This is a genomic window from Rhizobium sp. 01T417 (assembly GCF_056398905.1).
Genome location: NZ_JBFTQH010000002.1, coordinates 191,962 through 215,940 on the forward strand (window position 1 = coordinate 191,962; position 23,979 = coordinate 215,940).

Here is a 23,979-nt window from a genome sequence, read left to right on the forward strand (position 1 = left end):
AACTTTCCGTGACAGCGCGTTAAGACTTCTCTTCGCGGGTGCAGCATTGCCCGTTTCGATGCCGTGAGGAGACTGCATTGCCCATATCCAAGATACTTGTTGCCAACCGTTCGGAAATTGCCATCCGCGTGTTTCGCGCGGCCAACGAGCTCGGGATAAAAACGGTCGCGATATGGGCGGAAGAAGACAAACTGGCGCTGCACAGGTTCAAGGCAGACGAAAGCTATCAGGTCGGCCGCGGCCCGCATCTTGCCCGCGACCTCGGCCCGATCGAGAGCTATCTGTCGATCGATGAGGTGATCCGCGTCGCCAAGCTTTCCGGCGCCGATGCGATCCATCCCGGCTACGGCCTGCTGTCGGAAAGCCCGGAATTCGTCGATGCCTGCAACAAGGCAGGCATCATCTTCATCGGCCCGACGGCCGATACCATGCGCCAGCTCGGCAACAAGGTCGCCGCGCGCAATCTGGCAATCTCCGTCGGCGTGCCTGTCGTGCCGGCAACGGAACCGTTGCCGGATGATATGGCTGAGGTCGCCAAGATGGCGGCGGCGATCGGCTACCCCGTGATGCTGAAGGCCTCCTGGGGTGGCGGCGGACGCGGCATGCGCGTCATCCGCTCGGAAGCCGACCTTGCACGCGAGGTGACGGAGGCCAAGCGCGAAGCGATGGCGGCCTTTGGTAAGGACGAGGTTTATCTCGAAAAGCTCGTCGAGCGTGCGCGCCATGTCGAAAGCCAGATCCTTGGCGACACGCATGGCAATGTCGTTCATCTCTTCGAGCGCGACTGCTCGATCCAGCGCCGCAACCAGAAGGTCGTCGAGCGTGCGCCGGCGCCTTACCTGTCGGAAGCCCAGCGCCAGGACTTGGCGGCATACTCGCTGAAGATCGCGGGTGCCACCAACTACATCGGTGCGGGCACCGTCGAATATCTGATGGATGCCGACACCGGCAAATTTTACTTCATCGAAGTCAATCCGCGCATCCAGGTCGAGCACACGGTCACCGAAGTCGTTACAGGCATCGATATTGTCAAGGCGCAGATCCACATCCTTGATGGCTTTGCGATCGGTACACCGGAATCGGGCGTTCCCGAGCAGAAGGACATTCGCCTCAACGGCCATGCCCTGCAGTGCCGCATCACGACAGAGGATCCGGAGCACAACTTCATTCCGGACTACGGCCGCATCACCGCCTATCGTTCGGCATCCGGCTTCGGCATCCGTCTCGATGGCGGCACCTCCTATTCCGGCGCGATCATCACCCGGTACTACGATCCGCTGCTGGTCAAGGTCACTGCCTGGGCCCCGAACCCGCTGGAAGCGATCTCCCGCATGGACCGTGCATTGCGTGAGTTCCGTATCCGCGGCGTTGCGACGAACCTCACCTTCCTGGAAGCGATCATCACGCATCCGAATTTCAAGGATAACAGCTACACCACGCGCTTCATCGACTCGACGCCGGAACTCTTCCAGCAGGTCAAGCGACAGGATCGCGCAACGAAGCTTCTGACTTACCTCGCTGATGTGACGGTCAACGGCCATCCGGAAGCAAAGGATCGGCCGAAGCCGTCCGCCGATATCGCCGAGCCGATCGTCCCTTACACCAACGGCAGCGGCATTGCCGACGGCACCAAGCAGCTTCTCGACAAGCTCGGCCCGAAGAAGTTCGGCGAGTGGATGCGCAACGAAAAGCGCATCCTGATGACCGATACGACGATGCGCGACGGCCACCAGTCGCTGCTTGCGACCCGCATGCGCACCTATGACATCGCGCGGATCGCCGGCACCTATGCGCACGCTTTGCCGAACCTCCTGTCGCTCGAATGCTGGGGCGGCGCGACGTTTGACGTTTCGATGCGCTTCCTGACGGAAGATCCGTGGGAGCGTCTGTCGCTCGTGCGCGAAGCCGCACCTAACCTGCTGTTGCAGATGCTGCTGCGCGGAGCAAACGGCGTCGGCTACAAGAATTACCCCGACAACGTCGTCAAATACTTCGTCCGGCAGGCTGCTGCCGGCGGCATCGATCTCTTCCGCGTCTTCGACTGCCTGAACTGGGTGGAGAATATGCGCGTATCGATGGATGCGGTGGCCGAGGAGAACAAGCTCTGCGAAGCGGCGATCTGCTACACCGGCGATATCCTGAATTCGGCGCGCCCCAAGTACGATCTCAAGTACTATACGGACCTTGCCGTTGAGCTCGAAAAAGCCGGCGCGCATATCATCGCGCTGAAGGATATGGCGGGCCTGCTGAAGCCGGCTGCCGCCAAGGTGCTGTTCAAGGCGTTGCGCGACGCCACCAGCCTGCCGATCCACTTCCACACGCACGACACCTCGGGCATTGCAGCGGCGACGGTTCTCGCGGCGGTCGATGCCGGCGTCGACGCGGTCGATGCGGCAATGGATGCACTGTCCGGCAACACCTCGCAGCCCTGCCTTGGCTCGATCGTCGAGGCCCTGCGCGGCTCCGAGCGCGATCCCGGTCTCGATCCGGAATGGATCCGTCGGATCTCTTTCTATTGGGAAGCGGTGCGCCATCAGTACGCGGCCTTCGAAAGCGACCTCAAGGGACCGGCCTCCGAAGTCTATCTGCACGAAATGCCGGGCGGCCAGTTCACCAACCTCAAGGAACAGGCCCGTTCGCTCGGCCTCGAGACGCGCTGGCACGAAGTGGCGCAGGCCTATGCCGACGCCAACCAGATGTTCGGCGATATCGTCAAGGTGACGCCGTCCTCGAAGGTCGTCGGCGACATGGCGCTGATGATGGTCTCGCAAGACCTGACGGTTGCCGATGTCGTCAGCGCCGACAAGGAAGTCTCCTTCCCGGAATCTGTTGTCTCGATGCTGAAGGGCGATCTCGGTCAGCCTCCATCAGGCTGGCCGGAGGCGCTGCAGAAGAAGGCACTGAAGGGCGATGCGCCCTATACGGTGCGTCCGGGTTCGCTGCTTGCCGACGCTGACCTCGATGCCGAGCGCAAGACGATCGAGACCAAGCTGGAGCGCGAGGTCAATGACTTCGAATTCGCGTCCTACCTGATGTATCCGAAAGTCTTCACCGACTTTGCGCTGGCCTCCGACACCTACGGCCCGGTCTCCGTCCTGCCGACGCCGGCCTATTTCTACGGCCTTGCCGATGGCGAGGAACTGTTTGCCGATATCGAAAAGGGCAAGACGCTTGTCGTCGTCAACCAGGCGATGAGCCAGACCGACGAGCAAGGCATGGTGACTGTCTTCTTCGAACTCAACGGCCAGCCGCGCCGCATCAAGGTGCCGGATCGCGCCCATGGTGCGACCGGTGCCGCCGCCCGCCGCAAGGCGGAACCGGGCAATGCCGCGCATGTCGGTGCGCCGATGCCAGGCGTCATCTCGCGCGTCTTTGTCTCGCCCGGGCAGGCGGTCAATGCCGGTGACGTGCTTGTTTCCATCGAGGCTATGAAGATGGAAACGGCGATCCACGCCGAAAAGGACGGTGCGATCGCGGAAGTGCTTGTCAAAGCCGGCGACCAGATCGACGCCAAGGATCTGTTGGTCAGCTACGCGGGCTGACGAAGATGCGAAGGACAAAAAGAGGGCGGCCTTCGGGCCGCCCTTCTGCTTTTTATGCGCGAATTGATATGAGCAAGCTCAAGATTGTCGGGGGAACGCGCTGCGCGCTGTCGCTCTACGCGCCCCCTAAATATCGTAGGTATGGGCGGCGTTGATCGTCGAGATGAAGCGTTTGGTGCGCTCTCGCTCCGGCGCCGTGAAGATGTTCCTTGCGCTTCCCGTCTCGACCACACTGCCGGCCTCGAGGAAGACAACGTCGTTGGCGATCTTCGAGGCAAGGCGCAGGTCATGCGTCGCCATCACCATCGTCGTGCCCTCGCGGGCGAGACGGCCAAGAACATCGACGACTTCGGCGGAAAGCTCGGGGTCGAGCGCCGACGTCGGTTCATCGCAGAGAAGAACTCGCGGAGAGGGAGCGAGCGCGCGGGCGATTGCGACGCGCTGCTGTTGTCCACCCGAGAGCGTCGAAGGCCAGGCGTCGGCCTTGTGCGCCATGTTGACCTTTGTCAGCAATTCCATCGCCCGTTCACGCGCCTTTTCCTTCGGCCACTTGAGCACGGTGATGAGGCCCTCCATTACATTCTCGATGGCCGTCTGATGCGGAAAGAGCTGGAAGTTCTGGAATACCATTCCGGTCTGCCGGCGGATCTTCTGGATCGCCTGCCAGCCGGTCTTCTGGCCCAGCGTAAAGCTTATTTTCTCGTCGCCGAGGCGGATCGTGCCTGCTGTCGGGATCTCCAGCAGGTTGATGCATCGCAGCAGCGTGCTCTTGCCTCCGCCCGAGGGGCCGACGAGTGCGGTGACGCTGCCTTCCGGAATCCGGATGCTGATGTCTTTCAGGATGACGGCGTCGCCGAAGCGCTTTTCGATATGGGAAAGCTCGATCATGCGTTTGCCTCCAGCATGCCGCCATAGCGCGCGAAGCGACGCTCGAGGCGAACCTGCAACGCTGATAGGACGGAGCTCAAAGCAAGGTATATCAATGCGGCCTGGATGTAGAGGATGAGCGGCTCGTAAGTGGTCGCGACGATGCGCTGCGCAGCCTGGAACAGCTCCGGGACCGTAATGGCGGCCGCCAGCGACGTGTCCTTCACCAGCGAGATGAACGTATTGGAGAGCGGCGGTACAGCAACGCGCCCGGCCTGGGGCAGGATCGTGCGGCTCATCGCCTGGCGCCAGCTCATGCCGATCGAATAGGCCGCTTCCCACTGCCCCTTCGGCACGGAGGAGATGACGGCGCGGATGATTTCGGAGCTATAGGCGCCGATGTTGAGGGTGAAGCCGATCAGCGCTGCCGGAAAGGCGTCGAGCAGGATGCCGATGCTCGGCAGGCCGTAAAAGATGACGAAGAGTTGCACCAGCAGCGGCGTGCCCCTGATGGCCCAGACATAGAAGCGCGCGATGGCGGCGACCGGCGCCGGCGCGAAAAGCCGTGCGATTGCCGTCAGCAGTCCAAGGATGAGACCGAGTGTGAATGACAGGAGCGTCAGCGGGATCGTGAAGATCAGGCCGGCCCAGAGGAGCGGACCAAGCGACTCCGCCATCAGTTGAAGCCAGTGCGGCAAGGTTCAATCCTCAAAGAAGATGCGTCCAGCGAGGTTTCGCTGAACGCTTTCTCGGGAACATATAAAGGATGTGGCGGCGGCAGCAAGCCGCCTGTGTTACGAGTTACTTCGAAACGTCCTGACCGAAGTACTTGTCGGAGATCTTCTTGTAGGTGCCGTCGGCCTTGATGTCGGCCAGTGCCTTGTTGATGGCTTCCAGTAGCTCCGGCTCACCCTTGCGGATGATGATGCCGGAAAAATCGGCATTTTCCTGCTGGGCGACGATCTTCACCGGAGCGTCAGGCTTGTGCTTCTTGAAGTCGAGGAAGGAGAGGCTGTCGTTGATCGTCGCGTCTGCACGCTTGGTCAATACGAGCTGGATCGACTGGTCGAAACCATCGGTACCGACGAGTTCTGCGCCGGACTGTTCGGCAAGCTTGCCGAAGTTGCTGGTCAGCGACTGAGCCGACTTCTTGCCCTTCAGGTCCGCAAAGCCCTTGATGCTGTCGTCGCCGTCGCGAATGATGAGAACGGCCTTGGATGCGATGTAGGGCTCGGAGAAATCGTACTTCTGCTTGCGGGCTTCGGTGATACCGACCTGGTTGATGACCGTGTCGTAGCGCTTGGCATCAAGACCGGCGATCAGGCCGTCCCATTTGCCTTCGACGAATTCGGCCTTGACGCCGAGCTTGGCAGCAACCGCCTCGCCGATCTCCACGTCGAAGCCGACCAGCTTGCCGCTATCGTCATGATAGGTGAACGGGGCGTAAGTACCCTCCGTGCCGATCTTGAAGACACCCGCAGACTTGACGGCGGCGAGGTTTTCGCCGGCAACGGCGGGAAGAAGGGCGGCGGCCTGGATCAGTGCTGCAGCGGCGATGGTCTTCAGGAGGTTCATTTTTTTATCCAATTCACAGGGTGTTTGATGCACGAAAAATCGCAGAAAAGCTGATCGCTGCGAAGCGTAGAAAACTGCGAAGAAAATCGGCATCTGCGAATATTTTTCTCATTTATCACAGATTTGGCGCGCCCTGTTTCAGTTTGTGAAGATCGAGATAGCGCACCACACTTGCGTGCACGTTTGTATCCGTTTATGCATGTTTTTATCAGTTTTTGATCAACCAGGCTGAAGTCGGCATGAACATGAACGAACTCCTCCTGCAGGAGCGCCAAAGCGTCATCCTGCGGAAGCTACAGAGTGATGGTCGGGTGCTAGCCGCAGATCTTGCAGTTGAATTCCGTGTATCCGAAGACACGGTCCGCAGGGACCTGCGCGAGATGGCAGCTGCCGGCCTGTGCGAGCGCGTCTATGGTGGCGCGTTGCCGGTTGCGCCCGCCGGCGGGAGCCTTGGCCACCGGGCAGGGATCGCGCGGGATCGCAAGCAGGCGCTCGCCGTCGCCGCTGTGTCGCAGATCGTTCCCGGCTCGACCGTGTTTTTCGATGCGGGCAGCACCAACCTCGCAATTGCGACGGCCCTGCCAATGGATTTGACCCTGACGGCAGCGACCAACGCGCCAGCGATCGCCGCCGCCCTGATCGAGAAGCCGGCGGTTAACGTGATCCTGATCGGCGGGCTTATCGACCGGCAGGTCAGCGGTGCGCTCGGCGCGAAGGCCATGCGCGACATGGAGTCCCTCTCGCCCGATCTTTGCATCCTCGGTGCTTGCGGGATAGATCTGACGGCTGGCGTGACGACTTTCGGCTTCGAAGATGCTGAATTCAAGCGTTTTGCAGCATCGCGAAGCAAGAAGGTTTTGGTCGCCGCGACGTCCGACAAGTTCGGCACTGCCGCGCCGCACAGTGTACTTCCGGTGGCGCAGTGTGAATGCCTGGTGGTCGAGCAGGACGCCGACCCGGCCATGCTGGCGCGCTATCGCGACAGCGGCTGCAGGACGATCGTGGCTGGCGGAACGCCGTAACTATCATTCAATAAACGCGTCGGGCGCGAGTGCCGACGTCGAGACACTGTGGGAAGAGACATGGATAACCACGTTAACACAGCGCCGATGGTCAGAAGCGGCTACGTAACGAAGAACAGGATAGCGGTTTCGCTGCTGTTTCTCGTCAACGGCTTCATCGTTGGCTGCTGGGCGCCGAAAATTCCCGAATTCGCAGAGCGCCTGCAGCTGAGCAAGTTTCAGTTGGGTCTGATGATCCTGGTTCTTGGTGTCGGTTCGCTTACCCTGATGCCAATCGCGGGGGCGCAAATCGCGCGCTATGGCTCGAAACTTGTCGCGCAGATCGCCGCGGTGTGCCTTCTGCCTGCGCTGCTTGCACTGACGCTTGCGCCGAACGTTGCGACAGGGGCGATCTCGATCTTTCTGTTTGGCGGCTTCATGGGCGCCATGGACGTTGCCATGAATGCGAATGCGGTTGCGGTCGAGCAATCGATGCGGCGGTCGATCATGTCCTCGTGCCACGCCTTTTGGAGTTTGGGCGGTTTGATCGGTGCCGGCCTCGGTGGCCTGCTGATCGCCAAGGTCGGCGTGCTCTGGCATGCGCAGATTGCGACTGCGCTTGCGGCGATCGTTTTGGGTATCGCCTGGAGGATGATCCTTGCGGACCCTCCGCATCCCGACGAGAAGAAGGAAAAGCTCCGGCTGCCTCTGGTGCCGCTGCCATGGCTGATCGGATTGATGGCGCTGTTCTCGATGGTTCCCGAGGGCGCTGTGCTGGATTGGGGCGCGCTCTACCTGCGTGAGGAACTGGGAGCATCGGTGGCGCTTTCCGGCTTCGGCTTTGCGGCGTTTTCGCTGACGATGTCGGTCATGCGGTTTGGCGGCGATCTTGTTCGCGACCGGCTTGGCGGCGTGATGACGCTTCGGATCTGCACGCTGTTTGCAATATCAGGCATGCTGCTCGCCGCCTTTGCGCCCAATGCGGAAATTGCGATCCTAGGCTTTGCGCTTTGCGGGATCGGGATCTCGAACATGGTTCCGATTGCCTTTTCGGCTGCCGGCAATATTCCGGGCCTGCGCGCCGGCATTGGCCTCTCGGTGGTAACCACCATGGGCTATTCCGGCATGCTGGTGGCTCCGTCGGCAATCGGTTTCGTGGCGGAGCATATCGGCTTCAGCGTCGTCTTCATGGCTTTGCCGGTGTTGCTGGTCGTCGTGCTGCTGTTTTCGAACCTTGCACGCTATGCCGACGGCATATCGGGTGGCGGTCACTGAGACGGCTCCAAGCAAAAGTGATGTGCGGGGCGGTTGACAACAAAGCGGGCATGATCCACCTGAAAGACACGAAATTCAGGGGTTCAAGAACTCTATATGTCTTCTGCTGCAGATTTTGATCCGAAGCCGCGCCGCGCATCCGTTGCGGTCGATGTTGGTGGCGTCATCGTGGGTGGTGGTGCGCCTGTTGTCGTCCAGTCGATGACGAATACCGACACTGCGGATATAGACTCCACCGTTGCGCAGGTGGCGGCTCTTTTCAAAGCGGGGTCCGAGATTGTCCGCATCACCGTCGACCGCGACGAGAGCGCTGCCGCGGTTCCGAAGATTCGCGAACGGCTGCTGCGCCTTGGCATGGACGTCCCGCTCGTCGGTGATTTTCACTACATCGGCCACAAGCTTCTTGCCGACCATCCGGCCTGCGCCGAGGCACTGGCGAAATACCGTATCAATCCGGGCAACGTCGGCTTCAAGGACAAGAAGGACAAGCAGTTCGGCGACATCATCGAGATGGCGATCCGCTACGACAAGCCGGTGCGCATCGGTGTGAACTGGGGTTCGCTGGATCAGGAGTTGCTGACGGCGCTGATGGACCAGAACGCCGAGGCTGGCTCACCGCTTTCGGCGCGTCAAGTGACGCGTGAGGCAATCGTGCAGTCCGCCTTGATCTCGGCCAATCTGGCCGAAGAGATCGGCCTTCCGCGCAACCGCATCATCCTGTCCGCCAAGGTCAGCCAGGTCCAGGATCTGATCGCGGTCTATTCGATGCTCTCCGAACGCTCCGACCACGCCCTGCATCTCGGCCTTACCGAAGCCGGCATGGGCAGCAAGGGGATCGTCGCTTCATCGGCTGCCATGGGCTATGTGCTGCAGCAGGGAATCGGCGATACGATCCGCGTGTCGCTGACGCCGGAGCCGAATGGCGACCGGACGCGCGAAGTGCAGGTTGCCCAGGAGCTGCTGCAGGTGATGGGCTTCCGCCAGTTCGTGCCTGTCGTTGCGGCTTGTCCCGGCTGTGGGCGCACGACCTCGACCGTATTCCAGGAATTGGCGCAGAACATCCAGAACGACCTTCGCAAGAACATGCCGGTCTGGCGCGAGAAATATCCGGGTGTCGAAGCGCTGAACGTTGCGGTCATGGGCTGCATCGTCAACGGACCAGGTGAAAGCAAGCACGCCGACATCGGCATTTCCCTGCCCGGCACCGGCGAAACGCCGGCTGCGCCCGTGTTCATCGACGGCAAGAAGGCGTTGACCCTGCGCGGGCCGAACATCGCTTCTGACTTTGAGGCGCTCGTGGTCGACTACATCGAAAAGCGCTTCGGGCAGAAGACGGCCGCCGAATAAGCGCCAGCCGGAAGCGTTCAGATTCGGCTGGTCAGCAGCTTCAGCCCCGCGACACAGTAGAAGGCGGCCATGGCCCCCTCGATCCAGCGGCGTATGTTGCGGTAGATCTTCAACGCATGTGGTGTCGAGAACAACACGGCGTAGCCCATGAAGACGGTAAAGCCTGTCACCATGCACACTCCGATGATCAGGCCGGCGACGGGTGCCGGCGCGCCCTGCGGCATGCCGAGGGCGATGATCGCCAGCCACGCGAAGATGGCCTTCGGGTTGGTGATGTGGATACCATAGCCGCGCAGCAACTGGGCCCGCGTCGAAAGGTTTCTCTGCACGACAGCTGTCGGCAGGTCATTGTTGGCGCGTACGGCCTTGAAGGCCTTGTAGGCGAGATAAAGCAGATAGAGGCCGCCGAAGACCTTCAGGATCTCAAGCGCGATGGCGTAGGTCTGGAGGATGGTCGCAAGACCGAGAGCGGCGGCGCAGGCCCAGGTGAACGAACCCGCGAAGATGCCAAGCGCGATGGTCATGCCTGCCTTCCGGCCGTGCGTCATCGACGTCGACACGATGGCCATGATTGCCGGACCAGGGCTGATGACGGCGATCAGATAGGCGACGTAGGCCGGCAGGATCTGCGGCAGGTAGGTCAGGATCTCATGCATCTTGCGTCTCTTGTTCGGCCACTCGGCTATTGCCGGTTTTTTTGCCCCGGCTCCACGCGAACGACAAGGGACTGCATCTCGTCAGGTGGCGGAAATATTGTCTAGGTGACGCTTTTTCAGCTCTTGCGTCCGGCAATGAAGCGAGCTGCTTCAGTCAGAACTGTGCCGCGCCCGGCATAGGGAGACAGCAGTGCTTCGGCCTCGCGCACATGCTCGGCAAGCTTGGCTTCCGCCCATGCCATGCCGTGCAGTGCCACCAATGTGCCCTTGCTGCGACCGGCGTCCTTACCCGTCGCCTTGCCCATTGTGGCTGCATCGGAGGTGAGATCGAGAATGTCGTCCGCGAGCTGGAAGGCGAGGCCGATCCTCTCGCCGAACTGACGCAGTCGTGTACGATCCTCCGGCGAAGCGCCGGCAATGATGGCGCCGGCTTCGCAGGCAAAGCGGATGAGCGCGCCTGTTTTCATGGCCTGCAGCGTCACGATGCCTTGTTCGTCCGGCGCCTGCTTCTCGGCGGCAAGGTCGAGTGCCTGACCGCCTGCCATGCCCCCGATGCCTGCGGCTCGCGCCAGCGCGAGCGTCAACGCCACTTTGGCGGCATCAGGCAATTTCGTTTCGGGCGCAGCGATGATGTCAAAGGCATAGGTGAGCAGACTATCGCCAGTGAGGATGGCGGTCGCCTCGTCATAGGCGATGTGCACGGTCGGCTTGCCTCGACGCAGGTCGTCGTCGTCCATTGCCGGCAGATCGTCGTGAACCAGCGAATAACAGTGCACGCATTCGAGTGCCGCGCCCACACGCAGCGCCGCGTCTCTGTCCCCGCCGAGCAGCGATGCCGCCTCGATGACCAGGAAAGGGCGGAGCCGCTTGCCGCCGTTCAGGCTGGCATAGTGCACGGCTGAACGCAGCCGTTCCGGACGGGCGATCTCGCCGTTCAATACGGATGACGACAGCAGGGTGTCGAGCACAGCCTCGACCTCGCGCGCGGTGGCCGTCAATCTGGCTTCGAATGTTTCAGAGCTTGCGTCCATGGCGCGCTGTTTGGCATGAGCTGCCTTCCCTCTGCAACGGAATTGTCGATCATCCGGCGAAGATTTCCTTTGTCTCTGGCAATGCCAGTTCGCAAACGGTATGGAGGAGAAGGGCAAGAGACTGGGTCGGGGAATTGGACATCACGCCGGAGAGAGAGGAAAGCATGACCGTGCCGTTTCACAGGCACGCGTTGTTTTGGCTCAAGGGCCGGCCCGTGATCATGCGCATCGCTCTCGCACTGGCGGCGCTCGTCATTCTTCCCTATGTCCTGATTGTCCTCTATCTGCTGCCTTTCGTTCACCCCGTTTCCACGCTCATGCTTCGCGATCTGGTGCTGCTGCGCGGCTACGACCGGCAATGGGTATCGCTCGACGATATCTCGCCGGTTCTCGTCCAGTCGGTGATGATGTCCGAGGATGGACAATATTGCTTCCACGGCGGTGTCGATTGGGGCGAGATGCGGATGTTGTTGGAGGATACGCTGAGCGGCCAGGCGACCCGTGGCGGAAGTACGATCCCGATGCAGACGGTGAAGAACCTGTTCCTCTGGAATAGCCGGTCCTTCGTTCGCAAGGCGATGGAGCTGCCGTTGGCTGTGACCGCAGATTTCGTCTGGTCGAAGCGGCGCCTGATGGAGATCTATCTCAACATTGCCGAATGGGGGCCGGGGGTATACGGCATCGAGGCCGCGGCACGTCACCATTTCAACGTGCCGGCATCGAAGTTGACCAGTCGGCAGGCCGCTCTTCTTGCCGTGTCGCTTCCCAACCCCTTCGATCGCAACGCCGGCAAGCCCGGGCGTGGCTTGCGACGGCTCGCCGGCCTGATCGAGCGCCGCGCGCGAGGGTCGGGCGATTACATCAGATGCATTTATGATTGATATCGCAATAAGTCGTTGGTGCTCATGAGTGTCATCTGGCATTCGTGCTTTAAAATTATGGACGGAAATCCCTCCATCAACGACCGGATTACCAGCGATGATTTCTGCCCTTTCGCCCAGCCTTCTGACCTATTCCGCCATTCATAATCCTGTCCCGCCGAGGCATCTCGGGACCCGCTACGACGCAACTGGGACGTTTCTGCGCGAGCCCGGCAATACGGTAGTCTGTCATCTGGTCGAGGGATCGCGCTCGCAGCGGGCGATCGTTGAAGCGCGTGAGACGTTTCTGGCGATGCCGGAAGCTTCGCAGTTCGCCTTCACGCCGATCTCCAGCCTGCACATGACCCTGTTTCAGGGTATTATCGAGTATCGCCGCACGCCGCCTTACTGGCCGGAGGACGTGGCGCTTGATACCGGGATCGAGCGCATGAGCGAGATCTTTCTGGATCGGCTGCAATCCTACGAGCCACCGGGCCCGTTTGAGGTTGAAGTCACCGAGGTCACGCCGGTCGGACTTACGGTGGACGGCATTACCGCAGCGGACCGGCGGATCATGAAGGACTGGCGGGACGCGTTCGCCCCTGTGTTCGGCTACCGGCACCCGGATCATGACACCTATGCGTTCCACGTCACATTCTGCTATCCGATCGCAAGGCTGCCGGAAGCGGCGCTCCGGGCATGGCAGGCGATGCTCGATGGCGCGCTTGCCACACTGCGCGAAACCGCTCCGGTGATAGAATTGAAGCCTCCGGCCTTCTGCTCTTTCGACGATATGAACCATTTCGAGGAGCGGCTTGTGTTCGCGCCTGCAGCGTAAAGGGAGATTTCATGGACAAGCTCACGCTCTATATCGGCAACAAGAACTATTCGTCCTGGTCGCTTCGGCCATGGATCGCCATGACGGCCGCCGGCATTCCCTTCGAGGAGGTGCTGGTTCCCTTCGATTTTCCCGCCGGCAATCCTCGCTTCAGGGAGTTCTCGCCAACGGGGCAGGTTCCTGTGCTTCTGCACGGCGAGGTTCGTGTCTGGCAGTCACTGGCGATCATCGAATATGTTGCCGAGCTCTTCCCGGAAGCCGGGCTATGGCCAAGGGAGCGTGGGAAGCGAGCGGTCGCGCGCGCTGTTTCCATGGAAATGCTTGCGGGTTTCGGAGCCCTGCGGAACGCCTGCCCGATGAATATCCGGCGGCCGAAGGGCAAGATCGCGCTTGCTGATGGGGTCATGGCCGATGTCGCCCGCATCGAGACGATCTGGCGCGACCTGCGCGCCCACTCCGGCGGGCCGTTCCTTTTTGGCGGTTTTTCAGGCGCCGACGCGATGTTCGCGCCAGTTGTCAGTCGTTTCGATGTATACGACCTGGTATCTGCCGGCGACACGCTCAGTTATATTGCAGCCATCAAGGCGCATCCCGCCTGGAAAAAGTGGGAAGAGGCGGCGCGATCCGAGCCCTGGATTGTTGAGGAAGACGAGGTCTGACCCTTGAATCGCAGGAATCTCAAAAAATAAGCTTGGGGACTGGTCAAGCCCCCTCAAGGCATGTATAAGCGCGCAAAATTTCCGAAATCGCGATACGTCGTTTCGGCCGCCAGTCTGGCCGTAGGATGTGTTTGCCCGTGAAGTGGAGTAAGAGAAATGGCTGTACCGAAGAGAAAAACGAGCCCGTCCAAGCGCGGTATGCGCCGCTCTGCCGACGCGCTGAAGGCTGCGACCTACGTTGAAGACAAGAACTCCGGCGAACTGCGCCGTCCGCACCATATCGATCTGAAGACCGGTATGTATCGCGGCCGTCAGGTTCTGACGCCGAAGGAAAGCGCATAATACATTTGCGCTCTGTCTGAGTAAGACTTGCGAGGTCGGCCATGTGCCGGCCTTTTGCTTTTTCCGACGACAAATACATTCTTTGGATGGCTTGAAGTCACGCGGCGATTTACGGCACTATTCTCTCGCTGGGGGAGATTTGCCACATGTTCAATGCTGTGCCGCTGATGGTTATTCCGTTCATTCTCTACAATATGTCGATGCTGGGCTTGATGGGCGGCGGCGGGCTTCCATCGCTCGAAAACGATGTCATCGTTTTGTCGATGATTTCGGGGGCCATGTGGAGCATGTCGCTCGGCGACCTCTTCATCGTCATCGCGCTTGCAGTTCTGTTCTTCGAAATATTGAAGGCGACCCGCAATGACGGCAGCCTTACCAATCACATATTGTCGATGCTCGTCTTTATTGCCTTCCTGGTCGAGTTTCTCCTCGTCCAGGATGCGGCCACCCAGGTTTTCTTCATCCTGATGACGATTGTGTTGATCGATGTGATTGGCGGCTTTGCCGTATCTATTCGCACCGCCAGGCGCGATGTTTCGATCGGGCTCTGACGCTTAGAGACTATCGAGTTTGTTCTGAAGGGCGCGCAGCTGTTCCTTCAGCTCGTCGATGTCCTTTGCTTCCGCCTTGCGGCTCTCCTTGGCCGGCGGCGTCATGAACGGTGAAAACATCTGCATGGCCTGCTGGAACATCTCGGTATTGCGACGGACCTGGTCTTCGACCAGCTGCATCGGCAGTTGCAGGTTCTTGCCGATCGGCGTTTCGCCGAAAGCGCGCGTGACCTGCTCGCGCATCTGCGCCTGCTGTTCGGTAAAGGCGCGCATGGAGTGTTCCAGGAAGCTCGGAACGACCATCTGCATCTGGTCGCCGTAATAGGTAATCAGCTGGCGGAGGAACGAGATCGGCAGGAGCGTGTTGCCCGTCTTGGATTCCTGTTCGAAAATGATTTGTGTCAGTACCGAGTGGGTAATGTCGTCCCCGCTTTTTGCATCCTGGACCGTAAAATCCTCCCCCTTCTTTACCATCTCCGCCAGGTCTTCCAACGTTACGTAAGTGCTGGTGCCTGTGTTGTAGAGGCGGCGATTGGCGTATTTCTTGATTACGATCTGCCCGTCATTCTTCGCCATATCAGTCTCCCGAAGCCCGTCTGATTGTTATGGAAATTCCTCCACGGAGGAATGTAGACGCAAACGAAGCCCAGTGACAATCTCTTTGTGCGATGCGGCAACCCCTTTTGCAGCAGAGATAATTTGCCCCAGCGTAAGCAGTGCCTAAAATTGAATGTTAGCGTCTTGTCGTTTGACTTGGCGCTGAAGCTTTGTCAGTTTCCTCTGTATCTGATGGAGTTAACAGGAGATCGTCATGTCGAGTTCATCCATCGTCATCGCTAGTGCAGGCCGCACAGCCGTTGGCTCATTTAATGGCGCGTTCGCCACCGTTCCGGCCCATGAACTGGGTGCGGCCGCGGTCAAAGGTGCGCTGGAGCGTGCAGGCGTCGATGCCAGCGAAGTCGATGAAGTCATTCTCGGCCAAGTTCTTCCGGCTGGCGAAGGCCAGAACCCGGCCCGCCAGGCCGCCATGAAGGCGGGCGTTCCCAAGGAGGCGACGGCATGGGGCGTCAACCAGCTCTGTGGCTCCGGTCTTCGGGCGGTGGCGCTCGGCATGCAGCAGATCGCGCTCGGTGACGCAAAGATCATCGTCGCCGGCGGTCAGGAGTCGATGTCGATGGCGCCGCATGCTGCGCATCTGCGCGGCGGCGTCAAAATGGGCGACATGAAGATGGTCGACACCATGATCAAGGACGGCCTGACGGACGCCTTCTACGGCTATCACATGGGCATCACCGCCGAGAACATTGCCCGCCAGTGGCAGCTCTCCCGCGAGGAGCAGGACCGCTTTGCCGTCGCGTCGCAGAACAAGGCGGAAGCCGCGCAAAAGGCGGGTCGCTTCGCCGATGAAATCATTCCGTACGTTATCCAGACACGAAAGGGCGACGTCACTGTCGATGCCGACGAGTACATCCGTCATGGTGCGACGTTCGAATCGATGGCCAAGCTGCGTCCTGCCTTCGACAAGGAAGGCACGGTGACCGCGGCGAATGCCTCCGGCCTGAACGATGGTGCCGCCGCGGCCGTGCTGATGACCGAGGCCGAAGCCTCCCGTCGTGGTATCCAGCCGCTCGTCCGCATTGTTTCCTGGGCTACGGCAGGCGTTGATCCGCAGGTCATGGGAACCGGACCGATCCCAGCGTCGCGCAAGGCGCTGGAAAAGGCGGGTTGGTCTGTCGGCGATCTCGATCTGGTCGAAGCAAACGAAGCCTTTGCCGCGCAAGCATGCGCGGTCAACAAGGACCTCGGCTGGGATCCTTCGATCGTCAACGTCAACGGTGGCGCGATCGCGATCGGTCACCCAATCGGCGCGTCCGGCGCGCGGGTGCTCAACACGCTCCTCTTCGAGATGAAGCGCCGTGGCGCCAAGAAGGGATTGGCGACGTTGTGCATAGGTGGCGGCATGGGCGTCGCGATGTGCTTTGAAGCTCTTTGAACAGCAGGCAATCCAACCATAACCTGAGCCCCGCAGGATAGCGGGGCCTTCAAATGAGGGAGCTGAACATGAGCAGGGTGGCTGTTGTCACTGGTGGTACCCGCGGCATTGGCGCCGCGATTTCCGTCGCACTGAAGAATGCAGGCTATGCAGTTGCCGCCAACTACGCGGGCAACGACGAGAAGGCGAACGCCTTTCACAGCAGGACAGGCATTCCCGTCTTCAAATGGGATGTTTCCGACTATGCATCATGCGGTGAGGGCATCGCGAAGGTAGAGGCTGAACTGGGTCCGGTCGACGTCCTTGTCAACAACGCCGGAATCACCCGGGACGCAATGTTCCACAAGATGACGCCGCAACAGTGGCACGAGGTCGTCAACACCAACCTCACCGGACTCTTCAACATGACGCACCAGGTCTGGGGTGGCATGCGCGACCGAAGCTACGGGCGGATTGTCAACATCTCTTCGATCAACGGCCAGAAGGGGCAGATGGGGCAGGCGAACTATTCGGCGGCCAAGGCCGGCGACCTCGGCTTCACCAAGGCACTTGCGCAGGAGGGTGCAGCCAAGAACATCACCGTGAATGCGATCTGCCCGGGCTATATCGGGACGGAAATGGTTCTCGCAGTTCCCGAGAAAGTCCTCAATGAACGGATTATTCCGCAGATTCCGGTCGGCCGCTTGGGCGAGCCTGAAGAGGTTGCCCGCTGCGTCGTCTTCCTGGTTTCCGATGATGCGGGTTTCATTACCGGATCGACGCTCAGCGCCAATGGCGGCCAGTTGTTCGTTTAGCGGATGGAGGCTGTAAGGCCGTTATCGTGGCTCTCGATCTGCTGCGAATAGCGGCCTTGCTGGCTACGCGTATCGTACGGATTCAAGTATGCCGCATAGGTCGCCATGGCGATCGTCAATATTGCGGCTGCGCCGATAATTCTGGTCATGCCCTGCACTCCGAATTCCCCACGGCCCATTGGTCGTTCAAACCGGTGTCGATATTGGGGCGGATTTGAGGAATTATTAGGCTGTCTTTCAGCCCTTTGGGTGACGCCTTGCCTTAGCCCTGACCGGCACCTTTTGCATTGCGCGATCTTCGCCGCGAAGAGCGGCAGCGGCCGTTGTCACGAATGCAGCCGCAATCAGGATGGCGACCGCGGAATTCAAGATAATCTGCGTCATGGGACCGTTCCTTTCCAAGTCGGCGGGACGTAGCTTGCCGCTGTTCTTGAAAGAAATATGCGCCTCACTCGCACGGTCCGGTAGATTGAACTTTGGCGCCCGACTGTCGGCGTGGCGTTGACAATCGGGCGCCGCGCTCTCCTAGAGGTGCGGATTGCGCGGTCGGTATTTTGACACCAGCCGCTGGTTCACCGCTGCCGCGCCCGGCATGTTGGCGCTGAGATAGATCGGTGCGTCGCCGCTCTTCGCCAGCTCCGAAGCAACCTCTGCGAAGATCGCGTTGAGGACCGTTGCACCGATCGCCGTGGAAACCGGCCCGACTTTTAGCTCCGTGCCCGGGAGCGCTATTACGGCATCGCCAGGGGGAAGACCGTTGTCCAGTACGATATCGGCGATGTCGGCCAGCCGCCGCCGGCCGTTTGCAATCGCACTCGAATAGGAGACCGACGTGATGGCGATCACCTTGGCGCCGATTTCGTGGCCATAATCGGCAGCTTCGATCGGCGCTGCATTCACGCCGGAGTTCGATGCGATGATGATGACGTCGCCGGGCTGCATCCCATAGCGCTCCAGTACCGGCCGCACCAATCCTTGCGTACGCTCGTAAACGGAACTGATTACGGCGCCTTCGTGCAGCATTGCGGAGCCGACGAGGACCGGGATCGTCAAGGCGAGGCCGCCTGCTCGATAGTGGAGCTCTTCCGCCAGCATATGCGAGTGCCCGGTGCCGAACACATAGACCCGCTGGTCGTTGCGGGCGGCTTCCAGGATCGCTTTGGCCGCCAAAGCCATGGGCTCGGCGAGTTCCGTCTTCAAAGCCTCGAGCCGGCCAATCAGATTGGAGAAATAAGCATCGGTGATCGCGGTCATCCCATCCTCGCTTTCTAGGCGGCTTCACCGCTGATGAAGGTCCGTGTGACCTCCAGGGCGTCGGTGAGATGCACCAGGTCGGCCCGGGCGCCCGGTGACAGGTGGCCGCGGTCGTCAAGGCGCAGGAAGCGCGCCGGGTAGAGCGTCGCCATGCGAAGGGCCTCGGCGAGAGTCAGTTCCAGATAGGTAATCCCGTAGCGGATGGTGGACGCCATATCGACATCGGAGCCCGCGAGCGTGCCATCGGAAAGAACCAGCTTCGAGCAGAACCCGCCCCTTTCGCGCCGAACCGTACGACCGTTCAACGTGAAAGAGTCTTGCTCCGATCCAACCAGCGACATCGCGTCGGTGACGAAAAAGAGCTTGCCCTCGCCCCGCTTGGCACGAAGCGCGGTTCGAAGCGCCTTCGGATCGACATGATGGCCGTCGGCGATGATGCCGCACCAGACCGAGGGGTGATCGATGGCCGCACCGACCAGACCGGGCGCCCGGTGGCCAAGCTGGCTCATGGCGTTGAAAAGATGGGTGACGCCACGTGCGCCCGCATCGAACCGTACCTCTGCCGCCTCGCTGGAGCAATCGGAATGACCGATGCTGACGGTGACGCCGGCTTCGTTGAGTTCGCGCACCTGTTTCGACGTGACCTGTTCGGCCGCCATCGTTACCAGCAGCGTGCCGATCGCCTCCTTGGCCACAATGAACGCCTTCACGTCCCTGTCTTCGACGGGGCGCATGAGCTCGGCAAGGTGTGCTCCCTTGCGGGCAGGCGCCAGATGCGGGCCCTCGAGGTGCAGACCCGCCACGCCGCGGTTCGACTTGACGGCTTCCTTGGCTGCCTCGATTGCTGCCGCTGTCGCGTCCGCGGTATCGGTGATCAGCGTCGGCAGCAATGCAGTCGTTCCGTAAGGGCGATGACCTTCAGCAATCATGTACATGGAGGCTGGCGACGGCTCGTCGTTGAGCATCCGGCCGCCACCGCCGTTCACTTGCGCATCGATGAAACCTGCGGAAAGCACGCCGCCTTCAAAGCGCGTGTGCTCACCGTCAGGAAGGTCGCCTGCCGCCGCAATCGCCTCGACACGGCCGTTCGAGACAATGAGCGCCTTGTCGTCGTGGAAGCGCTGACCGTCGAAGATCCGCGCGCCGGAGAAGATCTTGCGAACCATCACATCGTCTCCGTGACCTTGAGCAGGTTGGCCGGCTTGTCGGGGTCGAATCCTTTCCGACGGGTGACCGACTCGATCAGGCGGTAGTAAACGAGCAGCGAAACAAGGGGATCGAGCAATCCGCTGCCGGTCGTCGGCACCTGGACATTGATGCCGGAAACCGGCTTGGCCGAGAACGGCACGGTGGTGGCGCCCAGCTTTTGCAGTCGCTCCAGAGCCTGCACGTTATTGCCGAAGGCCGGATCATCCGGCGTGAAGGCGACGATCGGGAAGCCTGGCTGAACAAGGCGCATCGGACCATGCATCAGCTCGGCAAGGGAGAAGGCTTCTGCATGCAGGCCTGCCGTCTCCTTGGCTTTCAAGGCTGCCTCAAGGGCGATGGCGAAGGCAGGACCGCGACCAGCGGTGTAGAGTGAGCTGGCGTTGAATAGGACGTCCTCTGCGGCCTTCGTATCGATGCCGCTGGTTGCCTGGAGGGCATCGGGCAGCTTTTCCAGGGAGGCATGCAGATCGCGCTTGCCGCTGATGGCGGCCGTGACACCGGAAAGCGCGGCGACCGAGGCGATGAAGGACTTGGTCGCAGCTACGCTCTTTTCGGCGCCCGCATTGAGCCCGAGAACGATGTCGGCCTGCTTGGCAAGCGGACTATCGGTGACGTTGACGACAGCGATCGTCGTTGCGCCGCCGCGTTTTGCCGCATCCTGCAAGGCAACGATGTCGGGGCTCGCGCCGGATTGCGACACTGTGAAGTGGATGCCACCCTTCAGATGCAGCGATGCGCTGTAGACCGAGGCGATCGAAGGGCCAACCGATGCGACTGGCACGCCACAGGTAATCTCGAACAGGTATTTGAAGAAGGTCGCGGCGTGGTCCGAAGAGCCGCGCGCCGCGGTCGTCACGACGCTCGGAGCGCCCGATGCAAACAGCTTTGCAATTTCGTCGAGGACGGGCCTTTCTTTCTGCAGCAGCGTTGCGACGACCTCCGGCGACTGGCCGGCTTCCTGCAACATTAGCGACGGGCTTTCACTCATAGGTCATCTCCGATTCTCAATTCCGCAACAAAATCATATGCATCACCACGATAGTGGGAGCGGGTGTATTCAACGACACGCTGGTCCTCCAGACGCGACACACGTTCGATCAGCAGTGCGGGCGCGCCGGCATTCACGTTAAGCGCAGCGGCCGACGACGGATCGAGTGTGACCGCCGTCAATCTCTGCAGCGCTCGGACCGGACGGTGGCCGTTCGCCGCGAGCGCTTCATAAAGAGATCCCTCGCCGCCACCGCCTTCGCCGAGAAACTTTATCGGCACGACAGCGCGTTCGATGGCAAGCGGCAGCCCGTCGGCAAGGCGCAGACGATCGAGGCGAAGAACCGGTTCATCAAGCCCAAGGCCAAGCAGGAACGCCTCTTCCGGAGATGGCGTGTTGACCGTCCGAGACAAGATCCTTGCGGCCGGAGCGCGACCGCGCGAGCGCATGTCGGCAGAAAACGACGAGAGCCGCCACAGCGACTGTTCCATTCGCTCGACCTTGGCGGAAACAAAGGTGCCGCTTCCGTGCCGCGACTCGAGCGTGCCTGAATTCATCAGGTCGCGATAGGCGGTCCGAACGGTGACACGCCCGACCTTCAAGGCTTCGGCCAGATCGCGCTCGCCGGGGAGCGCCGTTCCGGGCTTCAGCAACCCTTCCTGGATCAAACCGGTCAGCGCCTGTGCCAGCCGCTTGTAAAGCGGCCCGGTCAACACCTCGTCGCGCAGGCCACGGCTGTTCAGTTCCGCTATCAGACTGGTTCTATCCATTTTGCAATAATAGAACCTATTTAGAACCAATCGCAAGCAAGAAATGACGCGCAAAAAAACCCCCGCAGGAAGCCTGCGAGGGTTGGCTCATTCGAGAACAAGGCGAGAGCGTTAGCTCTTCGAGAAAATGTAATCCGTTTCCTGACGCAACACTTCACCCGGGCGCAAAACGGCATCGGGGAAGCCCTCGTGGTTGATCGCATCCGGCCAGATCTGTGTTTCCAGGCAGAAGCCGGCGAAGGGACCATACTTGCGTCCATCGAGGCCTGGCACAGGCACGTCGAGTTTGAAGCCGGCGTAGAACTGTACGCCGGGCTCCGTGGTGCGAACTTCCAGCGAAACGCCTGAGTTCAGGCTGCGGGCAAGCGCGACGGAGCGCTTTGCGGTGCGTTCGGTGGAGAGGCAGAAATTGTGATCGTAGAGCGCCTGTTCGCTACCGTCGAACCGCTTCATGGGCGACATCTCGCGGAAGTCGAAAACCGTTCCGGCGACGGGCCGTACCTCTCCGGTCGGGATCTGCAACTCATTCGTCACGAGGTAGCCGTCGGCTGCAATCATGATGTCGTGGCCGAGCGCATCGTCGCGGCCGTCGAGGTTGAAATAGGCATGCTGGCAGACGTTAGCGATCGTCGGTTGATCGCTCGTCGATTCGTAGGTCACGGAAAATTCGCCGTTGCCGTGTACCCAGTACGTCGCCTGGATGGTGCAGTTGCCCGGATAGCCGCCGCGACCGTCGGGATCGACGATCTTCAACACGACGCGGTCGGCATCATGCTCGACGATTGTCCAGTTCCGCTTGGCGATGTTGTCGTTGCCGCCGTGAAGATGGGTAACGCCCTTCTCGTTGAGATCGAGTTGATAGTTCTTGCCATCCAAGGTGAACTTGCCGCCGCCGATGCGGTTTGCGCAGCGCCCAGGCGTCGCTCCAAAGTAAGAGGAGTGGGCGGGGTAGCTGTCAAAATCGTCGAAGCCAAGCAGCAGCGGCGCATCGTGACCGTCAAGGCGGAGATCCTGAATGACGGCGCCCCAGGTGATGATCTTGGCGGTCAGCCCGCCACCCTTGATCTCGACACGAAAGACAGTCTCGCCCGACTGGGTTTGCCCAAAAACTTCCCGTTTCAACATTTCCGCCATAGCGACCATCCAGATATATCTTTAATTGAGGCAGGGAACCTGCCCCCATTTGCCGCAAACCGCAACGGGTGTCGTAAAAAAGAAGCACAGTCAGACTAGGCGCGGCCGCTTAGCATCGGCTTCTGTCAGTTGCCCTTGCCGATGTCGTTGAGATCGTAAGGTGTCGTCTGGTAGATCTCGTTGATCCAGTTGCCGAACAACAGGTGCGCGTGGCTGCGCCAGCGATTTTGCGGCGCCAGCGACGGATCGTTGTGCGGGAAATAGTTGTGCGGCATCTTGATCGGCACGCCGGCATTCACGTCGCGGAAGTACTCGTCCGAGAGCGACGTTGAATCGTACTCCACATGATTGAACATATAGAGCCGCTTGCCCTTGCGTTCATGCACCAGGCAGACGCCCATTTCGCTGGATTCCATCAGGATCTCCAGGTCTGGTGACTTTTCGATGTCGCTGCGGCGAACCTCGGTCCAGCGCGACACGGGCACTTCGAAATTGTCGGAGAAACCGTTCAGGTAGACCGACGACGGCTTCAGATTCCGGTGTCGGTAGACACCGAAGGCCTTCTCCTTGAGTTCGTACTTCGGAACGCCGTGGAAATGATAGATCGCGGCCATCGCGCCCCAGCAGACGTTCATCGACGAATGGACGTTGGTTTCCGTCCAGTCGAAAATCTGCTGCATTTCACCCCAATAGTTCACGTCCTCGTAGGGCAGTGTCTCGATCGGCGCGCCTGTTGTGATGAAGCCGTCGAACTTGCGGTCCTTCACTTCCTCCCACGTCTGGTAGAAGGCGAGAAGATGGTCTTCCGAGGTGTTCTTTGCTTTATGGTTGCCCACGCGGATGAGCGAAAGCTCCACCTGCAGCGGCGAAGCGCCGACCAGGCGGGCCATTTGCAATTCCGTCTTGATCTTGTTGGGCATGAGGTTGAGAAGCCCGATCTGCAGCGGCCGGATGTCCTGACGGATTGCCGCCGTCTCGGTCATCACGCGTACGCCTTCCTGAACCAGGGTTTCAAACGCAGGCAAGGTATCGGGGATCTTGATGGGCATTGCGGTCACTCGATCAAAGAAACGAATATATCGCTATCGGTCCGCACGCGGCCCTTTAGCAACTTCTTTAACGTGGCTGCAAGCCGGCCGGCCAAATCACCACGGAGTGCCTTAAATAGCGCCAGTCGGGCTGCGAATCAATTGCTCATACGAAGAGTGGGGTCGATGCGAAGTCACTCACACGTTAAAGGTTGCTAGAATCTGTTGGTGGACACAGCGAATCACCACGTTTATTGAAGTAGAA

Annotated in this window: 25 protein-coding genes and 1 riboswitch; of the genes, 11 read left to right on the forward strand and 14 right to left on the reverse strand. The window is 60.4% G+C overall.

Going from position 1 to position 23,979, the window contains the following annotated elements; genetic code table 11:
* The first annotated feature begins 77 nt into the window (after positions 1-77).
* Positions 78-3,542 carry a pyruvate carboxylase gene (gene pyc / locus AC1DPR_RS03055; protein WP_018855920.1) on the forward strand — a complete coding sequence of 1,155 codons (3,465 nt, stop codon included), beginning with the start codon at positions 78-80 and terminating at the stop codon, positions 3,540-3,542.
* A gap of 126 nt (positions 3,543-3,668) precedes the next feature.
* Here pyc and AC1DPR_RS03060 read toward each other — a convergent pair whose 3' ends face one another.
* From AC1DPR_RS03060 to AC1DPR_RS03070, 3 genes are all read right to left on the reverse strand, one after another.
* On the reverse strand, positions 3,669-4,430 hold the full coding sequence (locus tag AC1DPR_RS03060) for an amino acid ABC transporter ATP-binding protein (RefSeq protein WP_018855919.1): 762 nt from the start codon (positions 4,428-4,430) through the stop codon (positions 3,669-3,671).
* A complete protein-coding gene (locus AC1DPR_RS03065; RefSeq protein ID WP_113469690.1) occupies positions 4,427-5,107 on the reverse strand; it encodes an amino acid ABC transporter permease in 681 nt (226 codons plus the stop codon). Before AC1DPR_RS03065 ends, AC1DPR_RS03060 begins: the two co-directional genes overlap by 4 nt.
* 103 nt (positions 5,108-5,210) lie before the next feature.
* Positions 5,211-5,984 (reverse strand): amino acid ABC transporter substrate-binding protein, encoded by a 774-nt coding sequence (locus AC1DPR_RS03070; protein WP_113469741.1) that lies wholly within the window; start codon positions 5,982-5,984, stop codon positions 5,211-5,213.
* Between the two features lie 245 nt (positions 5,985-6,229).
* On the opposite strand from AC1DPR_RS03070, the gene AC1DPR_RS03075 reads away from it, so the two are divergent.
* The 3 genes from AC1DPR_RS03075 to ispG all read left to right on the forward strand — a co-directional run bounded on the left by AC1DPR_RS03075 (position 6,230) and on the right by ispG (position 9,607).
* The gene (locus AC1DPR_RS03075; RefSeq protein WP_477815770.1) at positions 6,230-7,006 is read left to right on the forward strand and encodes a DeoR/GlpR family DNA-binding transcription regulator; all 777 of its coding nucleotides are present in this window, start codon (positions 6,230-6,232) and stop codon (positions 7,004-7,006) included.
* 60 nt (positions 7,007-7,066) lie between these two features.
* Positions 7,067-8,260, forward strand: coding sequence for an MFS transporter (locus tag AC1DPR_RS03080; RefSeq protein ID WP_192241227.1), 1,194 nt, complete (start codon positions 7,067-7,069; stop codon positions 8,258-8,260).
* A gap of 96 nt (positions 8,261-8,356) precedes the next feature.
* Entirely contained in the window at positions 8,357-9,607 is a 1,251-nt protein-coding gene (ispG, locus tag AC1DPR_RS03085) for a flavodoxin-dependent (E)-4-hydroxy-3-methylbut-2-enyl-diphosphate synthase (protein ID WP_018855914.1), read from the forward strand.
* Positions 9,608-9,624: 17 nt separating this feature from the next.
* Here the strand turns inward: ispG and AC1DPR_RS03090 are convergent, their stop codons facing one another.
* Both AC1DPR_RS03090 and AC1DPR_RS03095 read right to left on the reverse strand, forming a co-directional pair.
* Positions 9,625-10,263: a LysE family translocator gene (locus tag AC1DPR_RS03090; RefSeq protein WP_018855913.1), complete on the reverse strand. Its 639-nt coding sequence runs from the start codon at positions 10,261-10,263 to the stop codon at positions 9,625-9,627.
* Between the two features lie 116 nt (positions 10,264-10,379).
* Positions 10,380-11,294, reverse strand: a complete 915-nt coding sequence (locus AC1DPR_RS03095) for a polyprenyl synthetase family protein (protein ID WP_018855912.1) — start codon at positions 11,292-11,294, stop codon at positions 10,380-10,382.
* A gap of 134 nt (positions 11,295-11,428) precedes the next feature.
* On the opposite strand from AC1DPR_RS03095, the gene mtgA reads away from it, so the two are divergent.
* The 5 genes from mtgA (at position 11,429) to AC1DPR_RS03120 (ending at position 14,544) form a co-directional block, all read left to right on the forward strand.
* Positions 11,429-12,175 (forward strand): monofunctional biosynthetic peptidoglycan transglycosylase, encoded by a 747-nt coding sequence (gene mtgA, locus AC1DPR_RS03100; protein WP_026371609.1) that lies wholly within the window; start codon positions 11,429-11,431, stop codon positions 12,173-12,175.
* 97 nt (positions 12,176-12,272) lie between these two features.
* Positions 12,273-12,992 (forward strand): DUF1868 domain-containing protein, encoded by a 720-nt coding sequence (locus AC1DPR_RS03105; protein ID WP_477815736.1) that lies wholly within the window; start codon positions 12,273-12,275, stop codon positions 12,990-12,992.
* 11 nt (positions 12,993-13,003) lie between these two features.
* Positions 13,004-13,651, forward strand: coding sequence for a glutathione S-transferase family protein (locus AC1DPR_RS03110; protein ID WP_018855909.1), 648 nt, complete (start codon positions 13,004-13,006; stop codon positions 13,649-13,651).
* Positions 13,652-13,807: 156 nt separating this feature from the next.
* Positions 13,808-13,993 carry a 50S ribosomal protein L32 gene (rpmF, locus tag AC1DPR_RS03115; RefSeq protein WP_016556742.1) on the forward strand — a complete coding sequence of 62 codons (186 nt, stop codon included), beginning with the start codon at positions 13,808-13,810 and terminating at the stop codon, positions 13,991-13,993.
* 146 nt (positions 13,994-14,139) lie between these two features.
* Positions 14,140-14,544: a hypothetical protein gene (locus tag AC1DPR_RS03120; protein ID WP_018855908.1), complete on the forward strand. Its 405-nt coding sequence runs from the start codon at positions 14,140-14,142 to the stop codon at positions 14,542-14,544.
* A 3-nt stretch (positions 14,545-14,547) separates the two neighbouring features.
* On the opposite strand, the gene phaR is transcribed toward AC1DPR_RS03120, so the two are convergent.
* On the reverse strand, positions 14,548-15,120 hold the full coding sequence (gene phaR / locus AC1DPR_RS03125) for a polyhydroxyalkanoate synthesis repressor PhaR (RefSeq protein WP_018855907.1): 573 nt from the start codon (positions 15,118-15,120) through the stop codon (positions 14,548-14,550).
* Positions 15,121-15,355: 235 nt separating this feature from the next.
* Between phaR and AC1DPR_RS03130 the strand changes: the two genes are divergently transcribed.
* Together AC1DPR_RS03130 and phbB are read left to right on the forward strand one after the other, a co-directional pair.
* Positions 15,356-16,537 carry an acetyl-CoA C-acetyltransferase gene (locus tag AC1DPR_RS03130; RefSeq protein WP_018855906.1) on the forward strand — a complete coding sequence of 394 codons (1,182 nt, stop codon included), beginning with the start codon at positions 15,356-15,358 and terminating at the stop codon, positions 16,535-16,537.
* A 68-nt stretch (positions 16,538-16,605) separates the two neighbouring features.
* A complete protein-coding gene (gene phbB, locus AC1DPR_RS03135; RefSeq protein WP_018855905.1) occupies positions 16,606-17,331 on the forward strand; it encodes a beta-ketoacyl-ACP reductase in 726 nt (241 codons plus the stop codon).
* Here phbB and AC1DPR_RS03140 read toward each other — a convergent pair.
* The 8 genes from AC1DPR_RS03140 to metA form a co-directional block, all read right to left on the reverse strand.
* Complete coding sequence (locus AC1DPR_RS03140; RefSeq protein WP_167354919.1) at positions 17,328-17,480, reverse strand: hypothetical protein; 153 nt, start codon at positions 17,478-17,480, stop codon at positions 17,328-17,330. The genes phbB and AC1DPR_RS03140 overlap by 4 nt on opposite strands.
* Positions 17,481-17,568: 88 nt before the next feature.
* The gene (locus AC1DPR_RS03145; protein WP_018855903.1) at positions 17,569-17,715 is read right to left on the reverse strand and encodes a hypothetical protein; all 147 of its coding nucleotides are present in this window, start codon (positions 17,713-17,715) and stop codon (positions 17,569-17,571) included.
* A 141-nt stretch (positions 17,716-17,856) separates the two neighbouring features.
* Complete coding sequence (locus AC1DPR_RS03150; protein WP_169684190.1) at positions 17,857-18,585, reverse strand: SIS domain-containing protein; 729 nt, start codon at positions 18,583-18,585, stop codon at positions 17,857-17,859.
* Between the two features lie 14 nt (positions 18,586-18,599).
* Positions 18,600-19,751: an N-acetylglucosamine-6-phosphate deacetylase gene (nagA, locus tag AC1DPR_RS03155; protein WP_477815737.1), complete on the reverse strand. Its 1,152-nt coding sequence runs from the start codon at positions 19,749-19,751 to the stop codon at positions 18,600-18,602.
* Positions 19,751-20,782, reverse strand: coding sequence for an SIS domain-containing protein (locus AC1DPR_RS03160; RefSeq protein WP_026371608.1), 1,032 nt, complete (start codon positions 20,780-20,782; stop codon positions 19,751-19,753). The genes nagA and AC1DPR_RS03160 overlap by 1 nt, the downstream gene beginning before the upstream one ends.
* On the reverse strand, positions 20,779-21,552 hold the full coding sequence (locus tag AC1DPR_RS03165; protein ID WP_477815738.1) for a GntR family transcriptional regulator: 774 nt from the start codon (positions 21,550-21,552) through the stop codon (positions 20,779-20,781). Before AC1DPR_RS03165 ends, AC1DPR_RS03160 begins: the two co-directional genes overlap by 4 nt.
* Positions 21,553-21,663: 111 nt before the next feature.
* Positions 21,664-22,686, reverse strand: coding sequence for an aldose epimerase family protein (locus tag AC1DPR_RS03170; protein WP_477815739.1), 1,023 nt, complete (start codon positions 22,684-22,686; stop codon positions 21,664-21,666).
* Between the two features lie 125 nt (positions 22,687-22,811).
* Complete coding sequence (gene metA / locus AC1DPR_RS03175) at positions 22,812-23,735, reverse strand: homoserine O-acetyltransferase MetA (protein WP_018855897.1); 924 nt, start codon at positions 23,733-23,735, stop codon at positions 22,812-22,814.
* 35 nt (positions 23,736-23,770) lie between these two features.
* Positions 23,771-23,848, reverse strand: a riboswitch (SAM riboswitch).
* Positions 23,849-23,979: the final 131 nt, after the last annotated feature.

What these genes read in the sequence shown, in the direction of transcription:
- phaR (WP_018855907.1), bottom strand. Translation starts at nt 15,120, where the DNA reads ATGGCGAAGAATGACGGGCAGATCGTAATCAAGAAATACGCCAATCGC.
- AC1DPR_RS03165 (WP_477815738.1), bottom strand. Translation starts at nt 21,552, where the DNA reads ATGGATAGAACCAGTCTGATAGCGGAACTGAACAGCCGTGGCCTGCGC.
- AC1DPR_RS03080 (WP_192241227.1), top strand. Translation starts at nt 7,067, where the DNA reads ATGGATAACCACGTTAACACAGCGCCGATGGTCAGAAGCGGCTACGTA.
- AC1DPR_RS03060 (WP_018855919.1), bottom strand. Translation starts at nt 4,430, where the DNA reads ATGATCGAGCTTTCCCATATCGAAAAGCGCTTCGGCGACGCCGTCATC.
- AC1DPR_RS03110 (WP_018855909.1), top strand. Translation starts at nt 13,004, where the DNA reads ATGGACAAGCTCACGCTCTATATCGGCAACAAGAACTATTCGTCCTGG.
- AC1DPR_RS03145 (WP_018855903.1), bottom strand. Translation starts at nt 17,715, where the DNA reads ATGACGCAGATTATCTTGAATTCCGCGGTCGCCATCCTGATTGCGGCT.
- AC1DPR_RS03090 (WP_018855913.1), bottom strand. Translation starts at nt 10,263, where the DNA reads ATGCATGAGATCCTGACCTACCTGCCGCAGATCCTGCCGGCCTACGTC.
- AC1DPR_RS03070 (WP_113469741.1), bottom strand. Translation starts at nt 5,984, where the DNA reads ATGAACCTCCTGAAGACCATCGCCGCTGCAGCACTGATCCAGGCCGCC.
- AC1DPR_RS03170 (WP_477815739.1), bottom strand. Translation starts at nt 22,686, where the DNA reads ATGGCGGAAATGTTGAAACGGGAAGTTTTTGGGCAAACCCAGTCGGGC.
- phbB (WP_018855905.1), top strand. Translation starts at nt 16,606, where the DNA reads ATGAGCAGGGTGGCTGTTGTCACTGGTGGTACCCGCGGCATTGGCGCC.
- AC1DPR_RS03105 (WP_477815736.1), top strand. Translation starts at nt 12,273, where the DNA reads ATGATTTCTGCCCTTTCGCCCAGCCTTCTGACCTATTCCGCCATTCAT.
- AC1DPR_RS03120 (WP_018855908.1), top strand. Translation starts at nt 14,140, where the DNA reads ATGTTCAATGCTGTGCCGCTGATGGTTATTCCGTTCATTCTCTACAAT.
- ispG (WP_018855914.1), top strand. Translation starts at nt 8,357, where the DNA reads ATGTCTTCTGCTGCAGATTTTGATCCGAAGCCGCGCCGCGCATCCGTT.
- AC1DPR_RS03150 (WP_169684190.1), bottom strand. Translation starts at nt 18,585, where the DNA reads ATGACCGCGATCACCGATGCTTATTTCTCCAATCTGATTGGCCGGCTC.
- rpmF (WP_016556742.1), top strand. Translation starts at nt 13,808, where the DNA reads ATGGCTGTACCGAAGAGAAAAACGAGCCCGTCCAAGCGCGGTATGCGC.
- metA (WP_018855897.1), bottom strand. Translation starts at nt 23,735, where the DNA reads ATGCCCATCAAGATCCCCGATACCTTGCCTGCGTTTGAAACCCTGGTT.
- AC1DPR_RS03095 (WP_018855912.1), bottom strand. Translation starts at nt 11,294, where the DNA reads ATGGACGCAAGCTCTGAAACATTCGAAGCCAGATTGACGGCCACCGCG.
- AC1DPR_RS03075 (WP_477815770.1), top strand. Translation starts at nt 6,230, where the DNA reads ATGAACGAACTCCTCCTGCAGGAGCGCCAAAGCGTCATCCTGCGGAAG.
- AC1DPR_RS03130 (WP_018855906.1), top strand. Translation starts at nt 15,356, where the DNA reads ATGTCGAGTTCATCCATCGTCATCGCTAGTGCAGGCCGCACAGCCGTT.
- AC1DPR_RS03140 (WP_167354919.1), bottom strand. Translation starts at nt 17,480, where the DNA reads ATGACCAGAATTATCGGCGCAGCCGCAATATTGACGATCGCCATGGCG.
- nagA (WP_477815737.1), bottom strand. Translation starts at nt 19,751, where the DNA reads ATGGTTCGCAAGATCTTCTCCGGCGCGCGGATCTTCGACGGTCAGCGC.
- AC1DPR_RS03160 (WP_026371608.1), bottom strand. Translation starts at nt 20,782, where the DNA reads ATGAGTGAAAGCCCGTCGCTAATGTTGCAGGAAGCCGGCCAGTCGCCG.